The sequence below is a fragment of the Cellulomonas xylanilytica genome (assembly GCF_007989805.1).
Taxonomy (GTDB): domain Bacteria; phylum Actinomycetota; class Actinomycetes; order Actinomycetales; family Cellulomonadaceae; genus Cellulomonas; species Cellulomonas xylanilytica.
This window is the reverse complement of the sequence record NZ_BJUB01000003.1, coordinates 168,883-185,481: the sequence shown is the minus strand read 5'-3', so window position 1 is coordinate 185,481 and position 16,599 is coordinate 168,883. Positions and strand designations below refer to the sequence as shown.

Genomic DNA, 16,599 nt, shown 5'->3' with positions numbered 1-16,599 from the left:
CGGGGTCTCCTTCGGGTGGAGTCCCCAGTATTCAAGATTGACTATTACTCGTCAACCTTGACTATTACGTGTCTACGTCGTGCGCCGCCACGACCCCCGGCCCGACCCCCGCCAGCCGCGCGACCTCGATCTGCTCGGGCGTCGGCGTCCACAGCGGCGGCTCGCCCTGGAACGCGTAGGCCCCGGCCCGGACGCGGTCGAGGAAGTCCCGCGCCCACTCGAGCTCGCCGCGGGTCCGCGCGCTGATCAGCCGGGCGACCTCCGTCGCCGTGTCGGGCGTGTCCTTCTCGCCGAGGATCTGCTGGATCTGGGCGGCGAGCACGCGCAGGTACTCCTCCAGCACCTCGACCCGCGTCTCGAGGGTGCGCACGACCTCGTCACGGGGGAGCGCGAACGCCATGTTCACGGCCGTGAGGAAGAACGTCGGGTCGTCGACGGAGAGCAGCCCCGCACGGAGCAGGGCGAGGAACTCGTCCTCACCGGCGTCGGTCAGCCGGTAGGTGGTGCGCTGCGGGCGCGGCCCGTCCGCGACGACACCGACCTCCTCCAGCAGCCCCGAGCGGGTGAGCGACTTCAGCGCGTTGTAGATCGACCCCGGGTGCACGTGCGCCCACTGGTCGACCTCCCAGCTCACCAGCTCGCGGCGCAGGAAGTAGCCGTGCACGGGCTGGAAGATCCGCACGCAGCCGAGCACGAGCAGGCGCGTCGAGGACCCCTGGGGCGTGGCAGGACCGGGCATGCGGCGATCCTGTCACGCGCGATGCACGAAGATGGGCAGCGTGACACAGCGCAGCGTCGTCCTCCTCGGCTCGACCGGGTCCATCGGCACCCAGGCGGTCGACGTCATCGTCCGCAACCCCGACCGGTTCACCGTCACGGGCCTGTCCGCGGGCGGCGGGGACGTCGGTCTGCTGATCCGGCAGGCCCGCGAGCTCGGCGTCTCGACGGTGGCCGTCGCCGACCCGCGCGCGGAGCCGCTGCTGCGCGACGCCCTCCCCGGGGTCGAGATCCTCGTCGGCCCGCAGGCGTCCACCGAGCTCGCCGGTCGCGGCGCCGACGTCGTGCTCAACGGCGTCACCGGCTCGGTCGGGCTCGGGCCGACGCTCGCGGCGCTGCGGGCCGGCAGCACGCTCGCGCTGGCCAACAAGGAGTCGCTCGTGGTGGGCGGCCGCCTGGTGCACGCCGCGCGGCAGCGCCCCGACCAGATCGTGCCGGTCGACTCCGAGCACTCGGCGATCGCGCAGGCGCTGCGCGGCGGGACGCACGCCGAGGTCAGGCGCCTGATCCTCACCGCGTCGGGAGGGCCGTTCCGCGGCTGGTCCCACGACGACGTCAAGGCGGTGACGCCGCAGCAGGCGCTCGCGCACCCGACGTGGTCCATGGGCCCGGTGGTGACGATCAACTCCTCGACGCTCATGAACAAGGGCCTGGAGCTCATCGAGGCGCACCTGCTGTTCGACGTGCCCGTCGCGGACATCACGGTGGTGGTGCACCCGCAGTCGGTGGTGCACTCGATGGTCGAGTTCGTCGACGGCTCCACGCTGGCGCAGGCATCGCCTCCCGACATGCGGCTCCCGATCGCCCTCGGGCTGTCGTGGCCCGACCGGGTCCCGGCGGTCGCGCCCCCGTGCGACTGGTCGCAGTCCGTGGCCTGGACGTTCGAGCCCCTCGACGAGGACGTCTTCGCGGCCGTCCGGCTGGCCAGGGAGGCCGTGGCGGCGTCCGCGACGCACCCGGCGGTCTACAACGCGGCGAACGAGGAGTGCGTCGAGGCGTTCCTCGCCGGACGCATCGGGTTCCTCGACATCGTGACCACCGTCGAGCGGGTGCTGGACGAGCACGACGGCACCGCGCCCGACGACCTGACGCTGGACGCCGTGCTGTCCGCCGAGGTCTGGGCGAGGGCCCGCGCGCAGGAGATCCTGACGCGCACCTGACCGCTCAGTGCCCGAGGACCTGGCTGAGCAGACCGCCCAGCCGGCTCGGGTGGCCGGTCCGGGCCTCGGTGCGGTCCGCCCACGCCGACGCCCGCCGGGTCGCGCTGATGCCGACCCAGCGCACAGGCTCCGGCTCCCAGGCGGGCGAGCGGTGGTCCACCCACGGCAACCGGACCAGCGCGCTGTCCGTGCCGGTGAGCAGGTCCGCGAGCGTCCTGCCCGCGAGGTTGGTCAGCGCGACGCCGTCCCCGACGTACCCGCCGGCCCACGCGATCCCGGTCTCGGCGTCGAGCCCGACCGACGGGTGCCAGTCCCGGGGCACGCCGAGCGGCCCGCCCCAGTGGTGGGTGATCTCCGCCCGCTCGAGCACGGGGAACAGGTCCATCAGCTCGCGCACGAGGTGCGCCGCGGTGGCGTCCACCTGGTCGAACGACGGCCGGATGGCGGAGCCCAGGTGGTACGGCGCCCCCCGCCCGCCGAACGCGAGCCGGTCGTCCGTCGTGCGCTGGCCGTAGACGATGAGGTGCCGGGCGTCGGTGAAGGTCTGCGCGCGGTCGAGCCCGATCTGCGCCCAGACCTCGGGAGGCAGGGGCTCCGTGGCGATCATGTGCGAGTAGACCGGGACGACGTCGCGGTGCGCCCCCGGCAGGTGCGCGCTCCAGGCCTCCGTCGCGCGGACCACGAAGCGGGCGCGGACGGTGCCGTGGTCGGTGACGACCGCGCGGGGGGACAGACGCAGGGCGCGCGTCCCCTCGGCCAGGCGGGCGCCGCGCGAGAGCACGACGTCCAGCAGCCCGCGCACGAGGCGCATCGGCTGCACCCGGGCGCAGTCGGGCGTGTACGAGCCGCCGACCGCACCGGCGACGCGGGCGTGCTCGGCGACCCCGTCCGCGTCGAGGAGGTGCGACTCGTCGCCCCACCGGGCGTCGGCGGCGACGGCCTCGGCCACGCGCTCGAGCTGGGGGCGGTTGCGCGCGACGGTGACGGTGCCGCCGAACGCGAACCCGCAGTCGATCAGCTCCGCGGCGGCCACCCCGCCGACCTCGACGACCGTGTCCCGCATCGCGGCGCGCATCGCCGACGCGGCGTCGTGGCCGTGGCGACGGGCCAGCTCGTCGGCCGAGACCGGCAGGAGGGCGGAGCACCACCCGCCGTTGCGGCCGCTGGCGCCGAACCCGGCGACCTGCGCCTCGACCAGCAGCACGTCGATCGACGGGTCCGCCTCGAGCAGGTAGTACGCGGTCCACAGACCCGTCAGGCCGGCCCCGACGATGACGACGTCGGCCTGGGCGTCCCCGTCGAGCGGGTCGTGCGGGGAACGCTCCTCGACCTGGTCGGACCAGAGCGACCGTCCCGTCACAGACGCGCCCAGGCGTCGGTCAGCACGCTGCGCAGGATGCCCGTGATCTGGTCGAACTCGGCCTGCCCGCACGTCAGGGGCGGGGCGAGCTGGATGACCGGGTCACCCCGGTCGTCCGCGCGGCAGTACAGGCCGGCGTCGAAGAGGGCGCCCGACAGGAACCCGCGCAGCAGCCGCTCGCTCTCGTCGTCGTCGAACGTCTCGCGCGTGACCTTGTCCTTGACCAGCTCGATCCCGTAGAAGAACCCCTCGCCGCGCACGTCGCCGACGATGGGCAGGTCGAGCAAGGTCTCCAGGGTGCGCCGGAACGCGGGCGCCGACTCCTTGACGTGCGCGGTGATGCCCTCGCGCTCGAAGAGGTCGAGGTTCGCGTTGGCCACGGCGGCGGACACCGGGTGACCGCCGAACGTGTAGCCGTGGGCGAACGACGCGCTGCCCGTCGCGAACGGCTCGTACAGCCGGTCGGAGGCGATGAGGGCGCCGATGGGGGAGTAGCCCGACGTCATGCCCTTCGCGCACGTGATCATGTCCGGCACGTAGCCGAAGTCGTCGCACGCGAAGATCGACCCGATCCGCCCGAACGCGCAGATGACCTCGTCGGAGACCAGCAGCACGTCGTACTCGTCGCAGATCTCACGGACCCGCTCGAAGTACCCCGGTGGCGGCGGGAAGCAGCCGCCCGCGTTCTGCACGGGCTCGAGGAACACGGCGGCCACCGACTCGGGGCCCTCCATCTCGATGGCGTCGGCGATGCGGTCCGCCGCCCACCGCCCGAACGCCTTCGGGTCGTCGCGCAGGTGGTCTGGCGCGCGGTACTCGTTGGTGTTGGGCACCTTGTGGGCGCCGGGCACGAGCGGCTCGAACGGGTGCTTGAGGGTGGGCAGGCCGGTGATCGACAGCGCACCGTGGGTGGTGCCGTGGTACGCGATCGACCGGGAGATCACCTTGTACTTGTTCGGCTTGCCCGTGAGCTTGAAGTAGTTCTTCGCCAGCTTCCAGGCGGTCTCCACGGCCTCGCCGCCGCCGGTGGTGAAGAACACGTGGTTGAGGTCGCCCGGCGCGTAGGCGGCCAGGCGCTCCGCCAGGTCGATGGCCTGCGGGTGCGCGTAGGACCACAGCGGGAAGAACGCGAGCTGCTCGGCCTGCACCCGTGCCGCCTCGGCCAGCTCGGTGCGACCGTGCCCGGCCTGCACGACGAACAGCCCCGACAGCCCGTCGATGTACTGGCGGCCCTGGTCGTCCCAGATGTGGTGGCCCTGGCCGCGCACGATCGTCGGGACGCCGTCCTCCCACGCGCTCTGCCGGGTGAAGTGGCCCCACAGGTGTGAGCGAGCCGCCTCGGAACGCGGTGTTCCGGCGGGAGTCGTGCTCATCTGGTCCCCCAGTTGTAGAGCTGCTTGCGCAGCTTCAGGTAGACGAACGTCTCGGTGGTCCGCACCCCGGGGAGCGTGCGGATCTTCTGGTTGAGCACCTCGAGCAGGTGGTCGTCGTCCTCGCAGACGACCTCGCACAGCAGGTCGAAACCGCCGGCGGTGATCACGACGTAGTCGACCTCCGTCATCGCGGCCAGCGCGTCCGCCACCAGCGAGAGGTCACCCTCGCACTTCAGCCCGATCATGGCCTGCCGGGAGAACCCGACCTGCAACGGGTCCGTCACGGCGACGATCTGCATGACGCCGGAGTCGGTCAGGCGCTGGACGCGCTGACGGACGGCGGCCTCGGACAGCCCGATCGCCTTGCCGATGGAGGCGTACGGTCGCCGACCGTCCTCCTGGAGCTGCTCGACGATCGCCTTCGAGACGTCGTCGAGCGCCGGGTGCCCCGGCGCCGGTCTACGTGTGCCCACGTGCCGATGGTGGTGCGCGGCGGGTCCCATGGCAAGAGACGACCCCGCATGGAGCGAAGGATTTCGTCGTGAGAGGCGGCAGAAACTTCTGATTCCGGCGTCGGCGGTCGCCCAGCACGCCGAACGGACCACCCGGGGCTCCCGCACGGACGTTCTGCGGCGTAGCGTGCGGCGCACCGACTGTGAGGAGATCACCCGTGAGCCAGACCGCCGACCTGATCGAGCTGCGCAACGTGATCGGAGGCGCCGAGCGGCCCGCCGCGGACGGCCGCACCACGTCGGTGGTCGACCCGTCCACGGGCCAGGAGTACGCCCGCGCGCCGTTGTCCGGGACGCAGGACGTGGATGCGGCCTACGGGGCTGCGTCGGAGGCGTTCGTCGGCTGGGGCCGGACCACCCCGGCGGAGCGCCAGCTGGCCCTGCTGCGCCTCGCGGACGCGATCGAGCAGCGGGCCGACGAGTTCGTCGCCGTCGAGTCCCGCAACACCGGCAAGCCGCTGCACCTGACCGCCACCGACGAGGTGCCGCCCTGCGTCGACCAGCTGCGGTTCTTCGCCGGCGCCGCCCGCGTGCTCGACGGGCTGAGCGCGGGGGAGTACATGGCGGGCCACACCTCGTGGGTGCGCCGGGAGCCCGTCGGCGTCGTCGGCCAGGTCACGCCGTGGAACTACCCCCTGATGATGGCGATCTGGAAGATCGCCCCCGCGCTCGCGGCCGGCAACACGATCGTCCTCAAGCCGTCCGACACCACGCCGGCCTCGACGCTGCTGCTGGGGAAGGTCGCCAGCGAGGTGCTCCCACCGGGCGTGCTCAACATCGTCTGCGGTGACCGCGACACGGGTCGCGCCCTCGTCTCCCACCAGCGGCCCGACATGGTCGCCATCACCGGGTCCGTCCGTGCCGGCTCCCAGGTGGCCGCCGCCGCGGCGGCGAACGTCAAGCGCGTCCACCTGGAGCTCGGCGGCAAGGCGCCGGTCATCGTGTTCGCCGACGCGGACCTCGCCGCCGCCGCGGAGGGCATCGCAGGTGCCGGGTACTACAACGCCGGGCAGGACTGCACGGCGGCCACGCGCGTGCTCGTGCACGCGAGCGTCCACGACGACTTCGTCGCGGCCCTGGCCGAGGCGGCCAGAGGCCAGCGCACGGGCGTGCCGGACGACCCGGACGTCGCGTTCGGACCGGTGAACAACGCGCTGCAGCTCGACCGGGTCACCGGCTTCCTCGACCGGCTCCCGGACCACGCCTCGGTCGTGGCCGGTGGGCACCGCGTCGGTGACGTCGGCTACTTCGTCGAGGCGACCGTGGTGGCCGGGCTGAAGCAGGACGACGAGGCGGTGCAGGACGAGATCTTCGGCCCGGTGATCACGGTCCAGACGTTCACCGACGAGGACGAGGCCATCACCCTCGCCAACGGCGTGCGGTACGGGCTGTCCAGCTCGGTGTGGACGCAGAACCACGGCCGGGCGCTGCGGGTGTCCCGTGCGCTGGACTTCGGGGTGGTGTGGATCAACACCCACATCCCGTTCGTCGCGGAGATGCCGCACGGCGGTTTCAAGCACTCGGGGTACGGCAAGGACCTCTCGATGTACGGCTTCGAGGACTACACCCGGATCAAGCACGTGATGTCTGCTTTCGACGCGTAAGTCGACGGATCCCGGGGCTGGATGTTCCATCCGTGCAACATTTTCGTTGCGGGCGAGGGTTGGTGCGACGGATTCCTTGCTGGACGGCCGTCCGTTTGCGAAGATCCGACGATCCGCCGCGCCCGGCGGCGCGCCCGTCGGCACCTAGGAGCCCCATGAGCCCCCACCGTCGTACCGCCCCCGCCGACCCGCGGGTCCGGGCGCTCGTCGCGCAGGCGTCGCACCGTGGCGGTCTGTCCCGGCGATCCTTCCTCGTCGGCGCCCTGGGCACCGCAGGCGCCGGCGCGCTGCTCGCCGCGTGCGGCACCGGGTCGCCGTCCGCCTCCGCGTCGTCCGCGCAGGACCTCTCCGACAGCGACAGGCTCGTCCGCTGGGCCAACTGGACCCAGTACCTCGACCAGGACGAGGAGGGCACCGGATACCCGTCGCTGCGGGCGTTCGAGGAGCGGTCCGGGCTCGAGGCGACCTACGCCGAGGACATCGACGACAACGACGCGTTCTTCGGCAAGGTCTCCGGGCAGCTGAAGAACGGTCAGGACATCGGCTACGACATCGTCACGCTCACGGACTGGATGGCTGCCCGGATGATCCGGCTGGGCTACACCCAGGCGCTCGACAGGACGCGCATGCCGAACGCGGACAACATCCTGCCCGGGCTGGCGAACGTCGACTTCGACCCGGGCCGCAAGCACTCCCTGACGTGGCAGTCCGGCTTCGCGGGGCTGGCGTGGGACAAGGAGAAGGTGCCCGGCGGTCTCCACACGCTGTCGGACCTGTGGGCGCCGGAGCTGGCCGGCCGCGTCGAGGTGCTCTCGGAGATGCGCGACACGATGGGCCTCATCATGCTCGACCAGGGCGTCGACCCGTCGGGGGACTGGAGCGACGACGACTTCTACGCGGCGCTCGAGGTGCTCAAGGAGAAGATCGACTCCGGCCACATCCGGCAGGTGCGCGGCAACGCGTACACGCAGGACCTGGCCTCGGGCGACGCCGTCGCGGTCATCGGCTGGTCGGGCGACATCACGTCGCTGAACTACGAGTCGGACGACCGGTTCGAGTTCGCCATCCCGGAGGCGGGCGGGACGCTCTGGAGCGACAACCTGATGGTGCCGGTCGGCTCCCCGCACCTGGGCAACGCCGAGGAGCTCATGAACTACTACTACGACCCGGAGGTCGCCGCGCAGGTCGCGGCCTGGGTCAACTACATCACCCCGGTGCAGGGCGCCCAGGAGGCGATGGCGGCGATCGACCCCGAGCTCGCCGAGGACCCGATGATCTTCCCTACGGACGAGATCCTGGCCCGGGTCAGCGTGTTCCGGACGCTCAGCCCCGACCAGGAGGAGCGCTACAACGGCGAGTTCCTCACCGTGATCGGCGCATGACGACCACCGTCGACCCCGGTCCGCGGGCGTCGTCGGCGGACCGGACGTCCGCCGGTGGAGCCGCGCTCGAGGTCAAGGGTGTGACCAAGGCCTTCGGCTCGTTCGTCGCGGTCGACGACCTCACGCTGACGGTTCCGTCGGGCTCGTTCTTCGCGCTGCTGGGGCCGTCCGGCTGCGGCAAGACGACGACGCTGCGGATGGTCGCCGGGCTCGAGGAGCCCACCGCGGGGACGATCTCGCTCGCCGGTCAGGACGTGACCGGGACGCGCGCGCACCAGCGCCCGGTGAACACGGTGTTCCAGAGCTATGCGCTGTTCCCGCACCTGACCGTCGGTGAGAACGTCGCGTTCGGGCTCCGGCGCTCGCGGGCGAAGGACGTCGCGACCCGGGTGGCGGACGGCCTCGACCTCGTCGAGCTCGGTCACCTGGCCGACCGCAAGCCCGCCCAGCTGTCCGGCGGGCAGCAGCAGCGGGTGGCCCTCGCCCGCGCGCTGGTGAACCGCCCGGCGCTCCTGCTGCTGGACGAGCCGCTGGGTGCGCTCGACCTCAAGCTCCGCCGCCAGATGCAGCTCGAGCTCAAGCGCATCCAGACGGAGGTCGGCCTCACGTTCGTGCACGTCACGCACGACCAGGAGGAGGCCATGACGATGGCCGACACGGTCGCCGTGATGAACCACGGGCGGATCGAGCAGCTCGGCTCGCCCGCCGACCTCTACGAGCTGCCGCGGACCGCGTTCGTCGCCAACTTCCTCGGCCAGTCCAACCTGGTCGCCGGCACGGTGACCGAACGGCTGACGGAGCGCGGGCTGCTCGGGGTGGACGTGCGCGGGACCCGCGTCCTGGTCCCGGAGGACCGCGCCGTGCGCACCGACGGCGCGGTCCTCGTCGGGGCCCGACCGGAGAAGATGCGGCTGCTCGTCGGTGACCAGGAGCCCGGACCCGCCGAGAACGTGCTCGGTCCCGGCACCGTGACGGACGTGTCGTTCATGGGCGTGAGCACGCAGTACCAGGTGGAGATCCCCGGTCTGGGCACGTTCGGCGTGTTCGCGCAGAACCTGCTCGGGGGTGCGACGGTCTCCGTCGGGACGTCCGTGCGGCTGGCCTGGGCGGTCGACTTCACGTTCGGGCTCGACGGCGCGCAGGCCCCCGACGAGGGCGCCGTCGACCTGGACGACGAGCTGTGAGGCTCCGGTGAGCATCGCGGCCGCGCTCGGCGACAGCGTCGCGGGGGTCGCTGCCGAGCCGCCGCGCCGCCGCGCGCGTCGTGCCCACCTGGTCCTGCTCGGACCGGGCGTGGTCTACCTCGTCCTCTTCTTCGTGGTCCCGGTCGGCGCGCTGCTGGCGACGTCCCTGTACGTCCCGGTGCCGGGCGGGGACGTGGGGGAGTACCAGCCGGCGTTCCACTGGCAGAACTACGTCGACGCGCTCGCCCAGTTCTGGCCGGCGCTCCTGCGGTCCTTCTGGTTCGCGTTCCTGGCCACGCTCGCCGCGCTGGTGATCGGCTACCCGATGGCCTACGTCATCGCGGTGCGTGCCCGGGGGCGCAGGCTGCTCCAGGGGCTGCTGCTCGTGCTCGTCGTCGCGCCGTTCTTCACCAGCTTCATCCTGCGCACGATCGCGTGGAAGCAGATTCTCGCCGACGACGCCTTCGTGGTGACGGCCCTGCACGTCCTGCACCTGCTGCCCGCCGACGCCCGGCTGACGGCTACCCCGTTCGCGGTGGTCAGCGGCCTGACCTACAACTTCCTGCCGTTCATGGTGCTGCCCATCTTCGCGGCTCTGGAGCGGCTCGACTCCCGGCTGCTGGAGGCCGGGGCCGACCTGTACGCGTCGCCCGCCACGACGTTCCGCACGGTCACCTGGCCGCTGTCGCTGCCCGGGGTCGTCGCCGGCACGCTGCTCGTGTTCATCCCGGCCGCCGGCGACTACGTCAACGCGTCGCTGCTGGGGAACAACACGAACACCACGATGATCGGGCAGGTGATCGACGCCCGGTTCTTCAAGGTCCTCGACTACCCGACCGCGGCGTCCCTGTCGGTGGTGCTGATGGTGGCGATCCTGCTGCTCGTGGGCGCATACATCCGGCGCTCGGGGACGGAGGACCTGCTGTGACGGCGGTGCTCGACCGGGCCGGGGAGTCGACGTCCGCGCATGCCCCGGTGCGCACGCCGCGTCGTGCACGCCGCCGGCTCGGCGACGTGATCGTGCCGGTCTTCGCCGCGCTGGCGTTCGTCTACCTGCTGGTCCCGGTCGCCTACACCGTCGTGTTCTCGTTCAACGACGCCGGCAAGACCAACCTCGTGTGGCAGGGCTTCACGCTGGAGAACTGGCAGAACCCCTGCGGCGCTCCCCAGGTGTGCGAGGCGTTCGCCAACTCCCTGCAGGTCGGCGTGGTCTCGACGATCATCGCCACCGCGCTGGGCACTCTCGTGGCGATCGCGCTGGTCCGGTTCCGGTTCCGCGGGCGCGCGACGACCAACCTGCTGATCTTCCTGCCGATGTCGACGCCCGAGGTCGTGCTCGGTGCAGCCCTGCTCGCGCAGTTCCTGACCTTGCGCGTCCCGCTCGGGTTCGGGACGGTGGTCGCGGCGCACGTCCTGTTCTGCATCAGCTTCGTCGTCGTCACCGTGAAGGCGCGCGTCGCCGGCCTGGACCCCGCGCTGGAGGAGGCCGCCGCCGACCTGTACGCGTCGCCGTGGCAGGCGTTCTGGCGGGTGACGTTCCCGTTGCTCGTCCCGGGGATCGCCGCCGCGGCGCTCCTCGCGTTCAGCCTCAGCTTCGACGACTTCATCGTCACCAGCTTCACGTCCGGCTCGTACACGACGTTCCCCAAGTTCGTGTACGTGTCGGCCACCCGCGGCATCCCGCCGCAGGCCAACGTCATCAGCTCGTTCATGTTCGTCCTGGCCCTCGTGATCGTGGTCCTGGTCCAGGTGCTCGGCTACGCCCGGAGCAAGCGGCTCGGGGCTCGATAGGTCGGAGGCGGTCTGGTGCGGATCCTCGTGGTGGGTAGTGGCGGGGTGGGCGACGCGGTCGCCCGGATCGCGGCGCGACGGCGCTTCTTCGAGCGGCTCGTCGTGGCCGACGTCGACCTGGGCCGGTCGCGGCGCACGGTCGAGGCGGCGAGCGCGCACGACGTCGTGGGCGGTCGGTTCGAGGCGGTGGAGGTCGACGCGTCGAGCGCGTCCGCCGTGGAGGCGCTCGTGCGTGAGCACCGCGCGACGCACGTGCTCAACGCCGTCGACCCGCGGTTCGTGCTGCCCATCTTCGAGGGGGTACGAGCGGCGGGTGCGCACTACCTCGACATGGCGATGTCCCTGTCGCGCGCGCACCCCGAGCGCCCCTACGAGCTGCCGGGCGTGAAGCTGGGTGACGAGCAGTTCGCGCAGGCCGCCGGCTGGGAGGCCGACGGGCAGCTGGCCCTGGTGGGCATCGGCGTGGAGCCGGGCCTGTCGGACGTGTTCGCCCGGTACGCCGCCGACCATCTGTTCTCGGCGATCGACGAGCTCGGCGTGCGCGACGGTGCCAACCTCGAGGTGCTCGACGACGAGGGCCAGCCGATCTTCGCGCCGTCCTTCTCCATCTGGACGACGATCGAGGAGTGCCTCAACCCGCCGGTCATCTGGTCCGCGGACCGCGCGGAGGCGGGTGCCGGCCTGGCGGACGGCTGGTTCACGGTCGAGCCGTTCCACGAGCCGGAGGTCTTCCGGTTCCCCGAGCCGGTCGGGGAGGTGGAGTGCGTGCACGTCGAGCACGAGGAGGTGCTCCTCATGCCCCGGTGGGTCGACGCGCGGAAGGTGACGTTCAAGTACGGGCTGGGCGAGGAGTTCATCGGCGTGCTGCGCACGCTGCACCGTCTGGGGCTGGACCGGACGGAGCCGGTGACGGTTCGGGGGGTGCCGGTCAGCCCGCGCGACGTGGTGGCCGCGGCCCTGCCCGACCCGGCGACCATCGGCCCGCGCATGACGGGGTCCACGTGCGCCGGCCTGCTGGTGACGGGCACCGGCGTGGACGGCGCACCGCGCGAGGTGTACCTCTACCACCTGGTCGACAACGCGTGGTCGATGGCCGAGTACGGCGCCCAGTGCGTCGTGTGGCAGACCGCCGTCAACCCGGTCGTCGCGCTCGAGCTCCTGGCGGCCGGCACCTGGTCCGGCGCGGGCGTGCTGGGCCCGGAGGCGTTCGACGCCGTCCCGTTCCTCGAGCTCCTCGCCGCCCCGACCCCGGAGGGTTACGGCTCGCCGTGGGGGATGGAGGAGCGCGACCCGGCCTAGAGCGCGCGGAGCGCGTCCTCGAGCACGGTCAGGGCCTCGTCGAGGAGGTCGTGCCCGATCACCAGGGGCGGGAGCAGGCGCAGGACGTTGCCCCACGTGCCGCAGGTGAGCACCAGGACGCCCTGCGCCGCGCACGCCGCGGCGACCCGCTGGGCGGCCGCCTTGTCGGGCTCGAGGGTCCCGGGCAGGACCAGCTCGAGCGCGAGCATCGCTCCGCGTCCGCGCACGTCCGCCACGGCCGGCACCTCGGTCTGCAGGGCCGTCAGCCGGGGGACGACCATCGCCTCGATCGCCCGCGCGGCAGCCGCCAGGTCGTCGCGCTCGTAGATCTCGAGCGCCGCCAGGGCCGCTGCGCACGCGAGCGGGTTGCCGCCGAACGTGCCGCCGAGCCCGCCGGCGTGCACGGCGTCGAGCAGCTCCGCGCGCCCGGTGACGGCACCGAGCGGCAGCCCGCCGGCGATGCCCTTCGCCATCGCGACGAGGTCGGGCACCACGCCCTCGTGCTCGAGGGCGAACATCGCGCCGGTCCGGGCGAAACCGGTCTGCACCTCGTCGGCGACCAGCACGATCCCGCGGTCGGCCGCCCACTGCGCGAGGGTCGACAGGAACCCGGGCGCGGGGACCACGAAGCCGCCCTCTCCGAGGACCGGCTCGACGACGAGCGCGGCCACCTGGTCGGCACCCACCTGGCGCTCGGCGACGTCGATGGCCCGCAGCGCCGCCTGCTCGCCGGTCATCCCGGCGGGGTCGCGCAGCGGGTAGGACGCGGGCACGCGGTAGACCTCGCCGGCGAACGGGCCGAAGCCGGTCTTGTAGGGCATGGCCCGCGCGGTCATCGCCATCGTGAGGTTGGTCCGACCGTGATAGGCGTGGTCGAGCACCAGGACCGCCGGGCGCCCGGTGGCGCGGCGGGCGATCTTCACCGCGTTCTCGACGGCCTCGGCGCCGGAGTTGACCAGCACGGACCGCTTGTCGTGGGTGCCGGGCGTGACCCGCGCCAGCGCCTCGCACACGGCGACGTACTCCTCGTACGGGCTGATCATGAAGCAGGTGTGCGTGAAGTCGGCCGCCTGCGCCGCGACCGCCGCGGCGACCTCGGGCGCGCTCGCCCCGACGGACGTCACCGCGATGCCGGAGCCCAGGTCGATCAGCACGTTGCCGTCGACGTCCTCGATCACCGCACCCGCCGCCCGGCTCACGTACACCGGCAGCGTCGAGGACACGCCGGCCGCGACCGCCGCGGCCCGCCGGGCGCCCAGGGCGACCGACCGCGGCCCCGGGATCGGTGTGCGCAGGACACGGCGCTGCTCGAGCGGAGCCGTCGGGGCGGAAACGGTGGTCATGAGGGGACGCTAGTGCCGATCCCGTGCCCGGGAAAGCACGGCACGACGAGATCCGTCGCCCGGCGGGTCCGGAGCGCGTCTGCTGATCGGGTGAGCCGGGCGTGCGTCCAGGTGGTTCCCAGCCGCAGGAGGCAAGATGTCCCCCGCGGGAGTCGATCGAGAGCCCGTCCTCGCGCGTGCGCGGGCTTCCGACGGAGGGGTCGATGGAGTACCTGGTCGCTGTTCTCATCGTGGTGGTCGTGCTCCTGCTGTCCATCGGGCTGCACGAGGTCGGCCACATGGTGCCCGCCAAGCGCTTCGGCGTGCGGGTGAGCCACTACATGGTCGGCTTCGGTCCGACGCTCTGGTCGCGCACCCGCGGCGAGACCGAGTACGGCCTCAAGGCGATCCCCCTGGGCGGCTACGTCCGCCTCGTCGGCATGTACCCGCCCGACGCCGCCGTCGGCAACCCGCCGGCCCGCTCCTGGCTGGGGCGGCTCGCGCGCGACGCCCGGCAGGCGAGCGCGGAGGAGATCCGCCCCGGCGAGGACGCGCGCGCCTTCTACCACCTGTCGACGCCCAAGAAGCTGGTCGTGATGCTCGGCGGGCCGGTGATGAACCTGCTCATCGCCGTGTTCCTCATGGCGATCGTGCTCGTCGGGATCGGTCTACCGACGCTGACCACCACCCTGTCGAGCGTCTCCCAGTGCGTCATCCCCGTCGGCGCCGACGAGCTGCGCGAGTGCACCCCGTCCGACCAGGCGGCGCCGGCTGCCGCGGCGGGCATCGAGCCGGGGGACACCGTCGTCTCCTACGACGGCACCGAAGTCACGTCCTGGGACCAGCTCTCGGGCCTCATCCGTGGCACGGGTGAGCAGGAGGTCCCGATCGTCGTCGAGCGGGACGGCGAGCTCGTGGACCTCACCATCACGCCGGTCGTCGCGGACCGTGCTGTGTACGACGAGAACGACGAGCTGGTGGTCGACAGCGCCGGTGACCCCGTGACGAAGCCCGTCGGGTTCCTCGGCATCACCCCGGCGCAGGAGATGGTCCGGCAGTCCCCGCTGAGCGTGCCCGGCGTCGTGGCGGACACCACCTGGCAGACGATCAAGGTCGTCGCCACGCTGCCCGCCCGGGTCACGGACCTCGTCGAGTCCCAGGTGAACGGCACGCCGCGGGACGTGAACAGCATCATCGGCGTCGTCGGCATCGGCCGCTTCGCCGGCGAGATCGCCTCCACGGACGGCGTCGAGTGGCAGCTCAAGGCCGCCTCGCTGCTGCAGATGCTCGCCGCGCTCAACGTCGCGCTGTTCGTCTTCAACCTCATCCCGTTGCCGCCGCTCGACGGGGGGCACGTCGCCGCTGCCCTGTGGGAGGGGGCACGCCGGCAGGTGGCGCGGCTGCGCGGGCTGCCCCGACCCGGGCCGTTCGACTCCGCCAAGCTGGTCCCGCTCGCCTACTCGGTGTTCGTGCTGCTCGGCGCCGTCGGGCTGCTGCTCATCTACGCGGACATCGTCAACCCGGTGCAGATCTGACCGGAGCAGCCGCGTGGGGACCCTGGGGTGATCTCGTGCACACCGGCCTCCAGGGGCCGGCGAGGCGCGTGCCGGGTGCGATGATGAACGCGTGAGCATCCCGATCAGCCTCGGCATGCCGGAGGCGCCCCCCTTGGTCCTGGCCCCCCGGCGCAAGACGCGCAAGATCAAGGTCGGCAAGATCGACGTCGGCGGCGACGCCCCGGTCAGCGTCCAGTCCATGTGCACCACGCAGACGACGGACATCAACGCGACCCTCCAGCAGATCGCCGAGCTGACCGCCGCCGGCTGCGACATCGTCCGCGTCGCCGTCCCCACGCAGGACGACGCCGACGCGCTGCCCGCCATCGCGCACAAGTCGCAGATCCCCGTGATCGCGGACATCCACTTCCAGCCGAAGTACGTCTTCGCCGCCATCGACGCCGGCTGCGCGGCCGTCCGCGTGAACCCCGGCAACATCCGCAAGTTCGACGACCAGGTCAAGGAGATCGCCCGCGCGGCGGCCGACGCCGGCACGTCGATCCGGATCGGTGTCAACGCCGGCTCGCTCGACCCGCGCCTGCTGGCCAAGTACGGCAAGGCCACCCCGGAGGCACTCGTCGAGTCCGCCGTCTGGGAGGCGTCGCTGTTCGAGGAGCACGGCTTCCGCGACTTCAAGATCTCCGTCAAGCACAACGACCCCGTCATCATGGTGCGCGCCTACGAGCTGCTCTCCGAGCGCGGCGACTGGCCGCTGCACCTCGGCGTGACCGAGGCCGGGCCGGCCTTCCAGGGCACCATCAAGTCCGCGACCGCGTTCGGCGCGCTGCTGAGCAAGGGCATCGGCGACACCATCCGCGTGTCCCTGTCCGCGCCGCCGGTCGAGGAGGTCAAGGTCGGGATCCAGATCCTGCAGTCCCTCAACCTGCGCCCCCGCAAGCTCGAGATCGTCTCGTGCCCGTCGTGCGGGCGCGCGCAGGTCGACGTCTACTCCCTCGCCGAGCGCGTCACCGCGGGCCTCGAGGGCATGGAGGTGCCGCTGCGCGTGGCCGTCATGGGCTGCGTCGTCAACGGACCCGGCGAGGCCCGCGAGGCGGACCTCGGGGTCGCGTCCGGCAACGGCAAGGGGCAGATCTTCGTGCGGGGCGAGGTCATCAAGACCGTGCCCGAGGCGCTCATCGTCGAGACCCTCATCGAGGAGGCCATGCGCCTCGCCGAGACCATGGACCCGGTCGAGTCCGGCGACGGTGCGCCGGTCGTCACCGTCGGCTGACAGGGTGCTGGCGCCCAGCGTTCACTCGATCGTCGTGTCGTGCAGGGG

At 72.1% G+C, this 16,599-nt stretch carries 14 protein-coding genes; 9 read left to right on the top strand and 5 right to left on the bottom strand.

Annotation, left to right across the window (positions count from 1 at the left end; genetic code table 11):
* Positions 1-64: 64 nt before the first annotated feature.
* The gene (locus CXY01_RS06265) at positions 65-739 is read right to left on the bottom strand and encodes a PadR family transcriptional regulator (RefSeq protein ID WP_146926248.1); all 675 of its coding nucleotides are present in this window, start codon (positions 737-739) and stop codon (positions 65-67) included.
* 40 nt (positions 740-779) lie between these two features.
* On the opposite strand from CXY01_RS06265, the gene dxr reads away from it, so the two are divergent.
* Positions 780-1,937 carry a 1-deoxy-D-xylulose-5-phosphate reductoisomerase gene (gene dxr, locus CXY01_RS06260; RefSeq protein WP_222594498.1) on the top strand — a complete coding sequence of 386 codons (1,158 nt, stop codon included), beginning with the start codon at positions 780-782 and terminating at the stop codon, positions 1,935-1,937.
* Between the two features lie 4 nt (positions 1,938-1,941).
* Here dxr and CXY01_RS06255 read toward each other — a convergent pair whose 3' ends face one another.
* Genes CXY01_RS06255 through CXY01_RS06245 form a run of 3 tightly spaced genes read right to left on the bottom strand, consistent with a single transcriptional unit; the run spans position 1,942 to position 5,143 of the window.
* On the bottom strand, positions 1,942-3,297 hold the full coding sequence (locus tag CXY01_RS06255) for an NAD(P)/FAD-dependent oxidoreductase (RefSeq protein WP_246125098.1): 1,356 nt from the start codon (positions 3,295-3,297) through the stop codon (positions 1,942-1,944).
* Positions 3,294-4,670 (bottom strand): aspartate aminotransferase family protein, encoded by a 1,377-nt coding sequence (locus tag CXY01_RS06250; RefSeq protein ID WP_146926246.1) that lies wholly within the window; start codon positions 4,668-4,670, stop codon positions 3,294-3,296. The genes CXY01_RS06255 and CXY01_RS06250 overlap by 4 nt, the downstream gene beginning before the upstream one ends.
* Positions 4,667-5,143 (bottom strand): Lrp/AsnC family transcriptional regulator, encoded by a 477-nt coding sequence (locus CXY01_RS06245; RefSeq protein WP_246125097.1) that lies wholly within the window; start codon positions 5,141-5,143, stop codon positions 4,667-4,669. Before CXY01_RS06245 ends, CXY01_RS06250 begins: the two co-directional genes overlap by 4 nt.
* A gap of 197 nt (positions 5,144-5,340) precedes the next feature.
* Between CXY01_RS06245 and CXY01_RS06240 the strand changes: the two genes are divergently transcribed.
* From CXY01_RS06240 to CXY01_RS06215, 6 genes are all read left to right on the top strand, one after another.
* Positions 5,341-6,786 carry a gamma-aminobutyraldehyde dehydrogenase gene (locus CXY01_RS06240; protein WP_146926244.1) on the top strand — a complete coding sequence of 482 codons (1,446 nt, stop codon included), beginning with the start codon at positions 5,341-5,343 and terminating at the stop codon, positions 6,784-6,786.
* Positions 6,787-6,941: 155 nt separating this feature from the next.
* Positions 6,942-8,168 carry a polyamine ABC transporter substrate-binding protein gene (locus CXY01_RS06235; protein WP_146926243.1) on the top strand — a complete coding sequence of 409 codons (1,227 nt, stop codon included), beginning with the start codon at positions 6,942-6,944 and terminating at the stop codon, positions 8,166-8,168.
* Positions 8,165-9,352: an ABC transporter ATP-binding protein gene (locus CXY01_RS06230; RefSeq protein ID WP_146926242.1), complete on the top strand. Its 1,188-nt coding sequence runs from the start codon at positions 8,165-8,167 to the stop codon at positions 9,350-9,352. The genes CXY01_RS06235 and CXY01_RS06230 overlap by 4 nt, the downstream gene beginning before the upstream one ends.
* Before the next feature lie 7 nt (positions 9,353-9,359).
* Positions 9,360-10,280 carry an ABC transporter permease gene (locus CXY01_RS06225; protein WP_307724383.1) on the top strand — a complete coding sequence of 307 codons (921 nt, stop codon included), beginning with the start codon at positions 9,360-9,362 and terminating at the stop codon, positions 10,278-10,280.
* 86 nt (positions 10,281-10,366) lie between these two features.
* Complete coding sequence (locus CXY01_RS06220) at positions 10,367-11,143, top strand: ABC transporter permease (protein WP_371862755.1); 777 nt, start codon at positions 10,367-10,369, stop codon at positions 11,141-11,143.
* Between the two features lie 15 nt (positions 11,144-11,158).
* Positions 11,159-12,442, top strand: a complete 1,284-nt coding sequence (locus CXY01_RS06215) for a saccharopine dehydrogenase family protein (protein WP_146926241.1) — start codon at positions 11,159-11,161, stop codon at positions 12,440-12,442.
* Here CXY01_RS06215 and gabT read toward each other — a convergent pair.
* Positions 12,439-13,785 carry a 4-aminobutyrate--2-oxoglutarate transaminase gene (gabT, locus tag CXY01_RS06210; RefSeq protein WP_146926240.1) on the bottom strand — a complete coding sequence of 449 codons (1,347 nt, stop codon included), beginning with the start codon at positions 13,783-13,785 and terminating at the stop codon, positions 12,439-12,441. The two genes, CXY01_RS06215 and gabT, sit on opposite strands and share 4 nt — an antisense overlap.
* A 203-nt stretch (positions 13,786-13,988) precedes the next feature.
* On the opposite strand from gabT, the gene CXY01_RS06205 reads away from it, so the two are divergent.
* Entirely contained in the window at positions 13,989-15,299 is a 1,311-nt protein-coding gene (locus tag CXY01_RS06205; RefSeq protein WP_146926239.1) for a M50 family metallopeptidase, read from the top strand.
* A 91-nt stretch (positions 15,300-15,390) separates the two neighbouring features.
* Positions 15,391-16,551: a flavodoxin-dependent (E)-4-hydroxy-3-methylbut-2-enyl-diphosphate synthase gene (gene ispG, locus CXY01_RS06200; protein ID WP_146926238.1), complete on the top strand. Its 1,161-nt coding sequence runs from the start codon at positions 15,391-15,393 to the stop codon at positions 16,549-16,551.
* The last annotated feature ends 48 nt before the right edge of the window (positions 16,552-16,599 follow it).

What these genes read in the sequence shown, in the direction of transcription:
- CXY01_RS06265 (WP_146926248.1), bottom strand. Translation starts at nt 739, where the DNA reads ATGCCCGGTCCTGCCACGCCCCAGGGGTCCTCGACGCGCCTGCTCGTG.
- CXY01_RS06250 (WP_146926246.1), bottom strand. Translation starts at nt 4,670, where the DNA reads ATGAGCACGACTCCCGCCGGAACACCGCGTTCCGAGGCGGCTCGCTCA.
- CXY01_RS06235 (WP_146926243.1), top strand. Translation starts at nt 6,942, where the DNA reads ATGAGCCCCCACCGTCGTACCGCCCCCGCCGACCCGCGGGTCCGGGCG.
- CXY01_RS06230 (WP_146926242.1), top strand. Translation starts at nt 8,165, where the DNA reads ATGACGACCACCGTCGACCCCGGTCCGCGGGCGTCGTCGGCGGACCGG.
- gabT (WP_146926240.1), bottom strand. Translation starts at nt 13,785, where the DNA reads ATGACCACCGTTTCCGCCCCGACGGCTCCGCTCGAGCAGCGCCGTGTC.
- CXY01_RS06205 (WP_146926239.1), top strand. Translation starts at nt 13,989, where the DNA reads ATGGAGTACCTGGTCGCTGTTCTCATCGTGGTGGTCGTGCTCCTGCTG.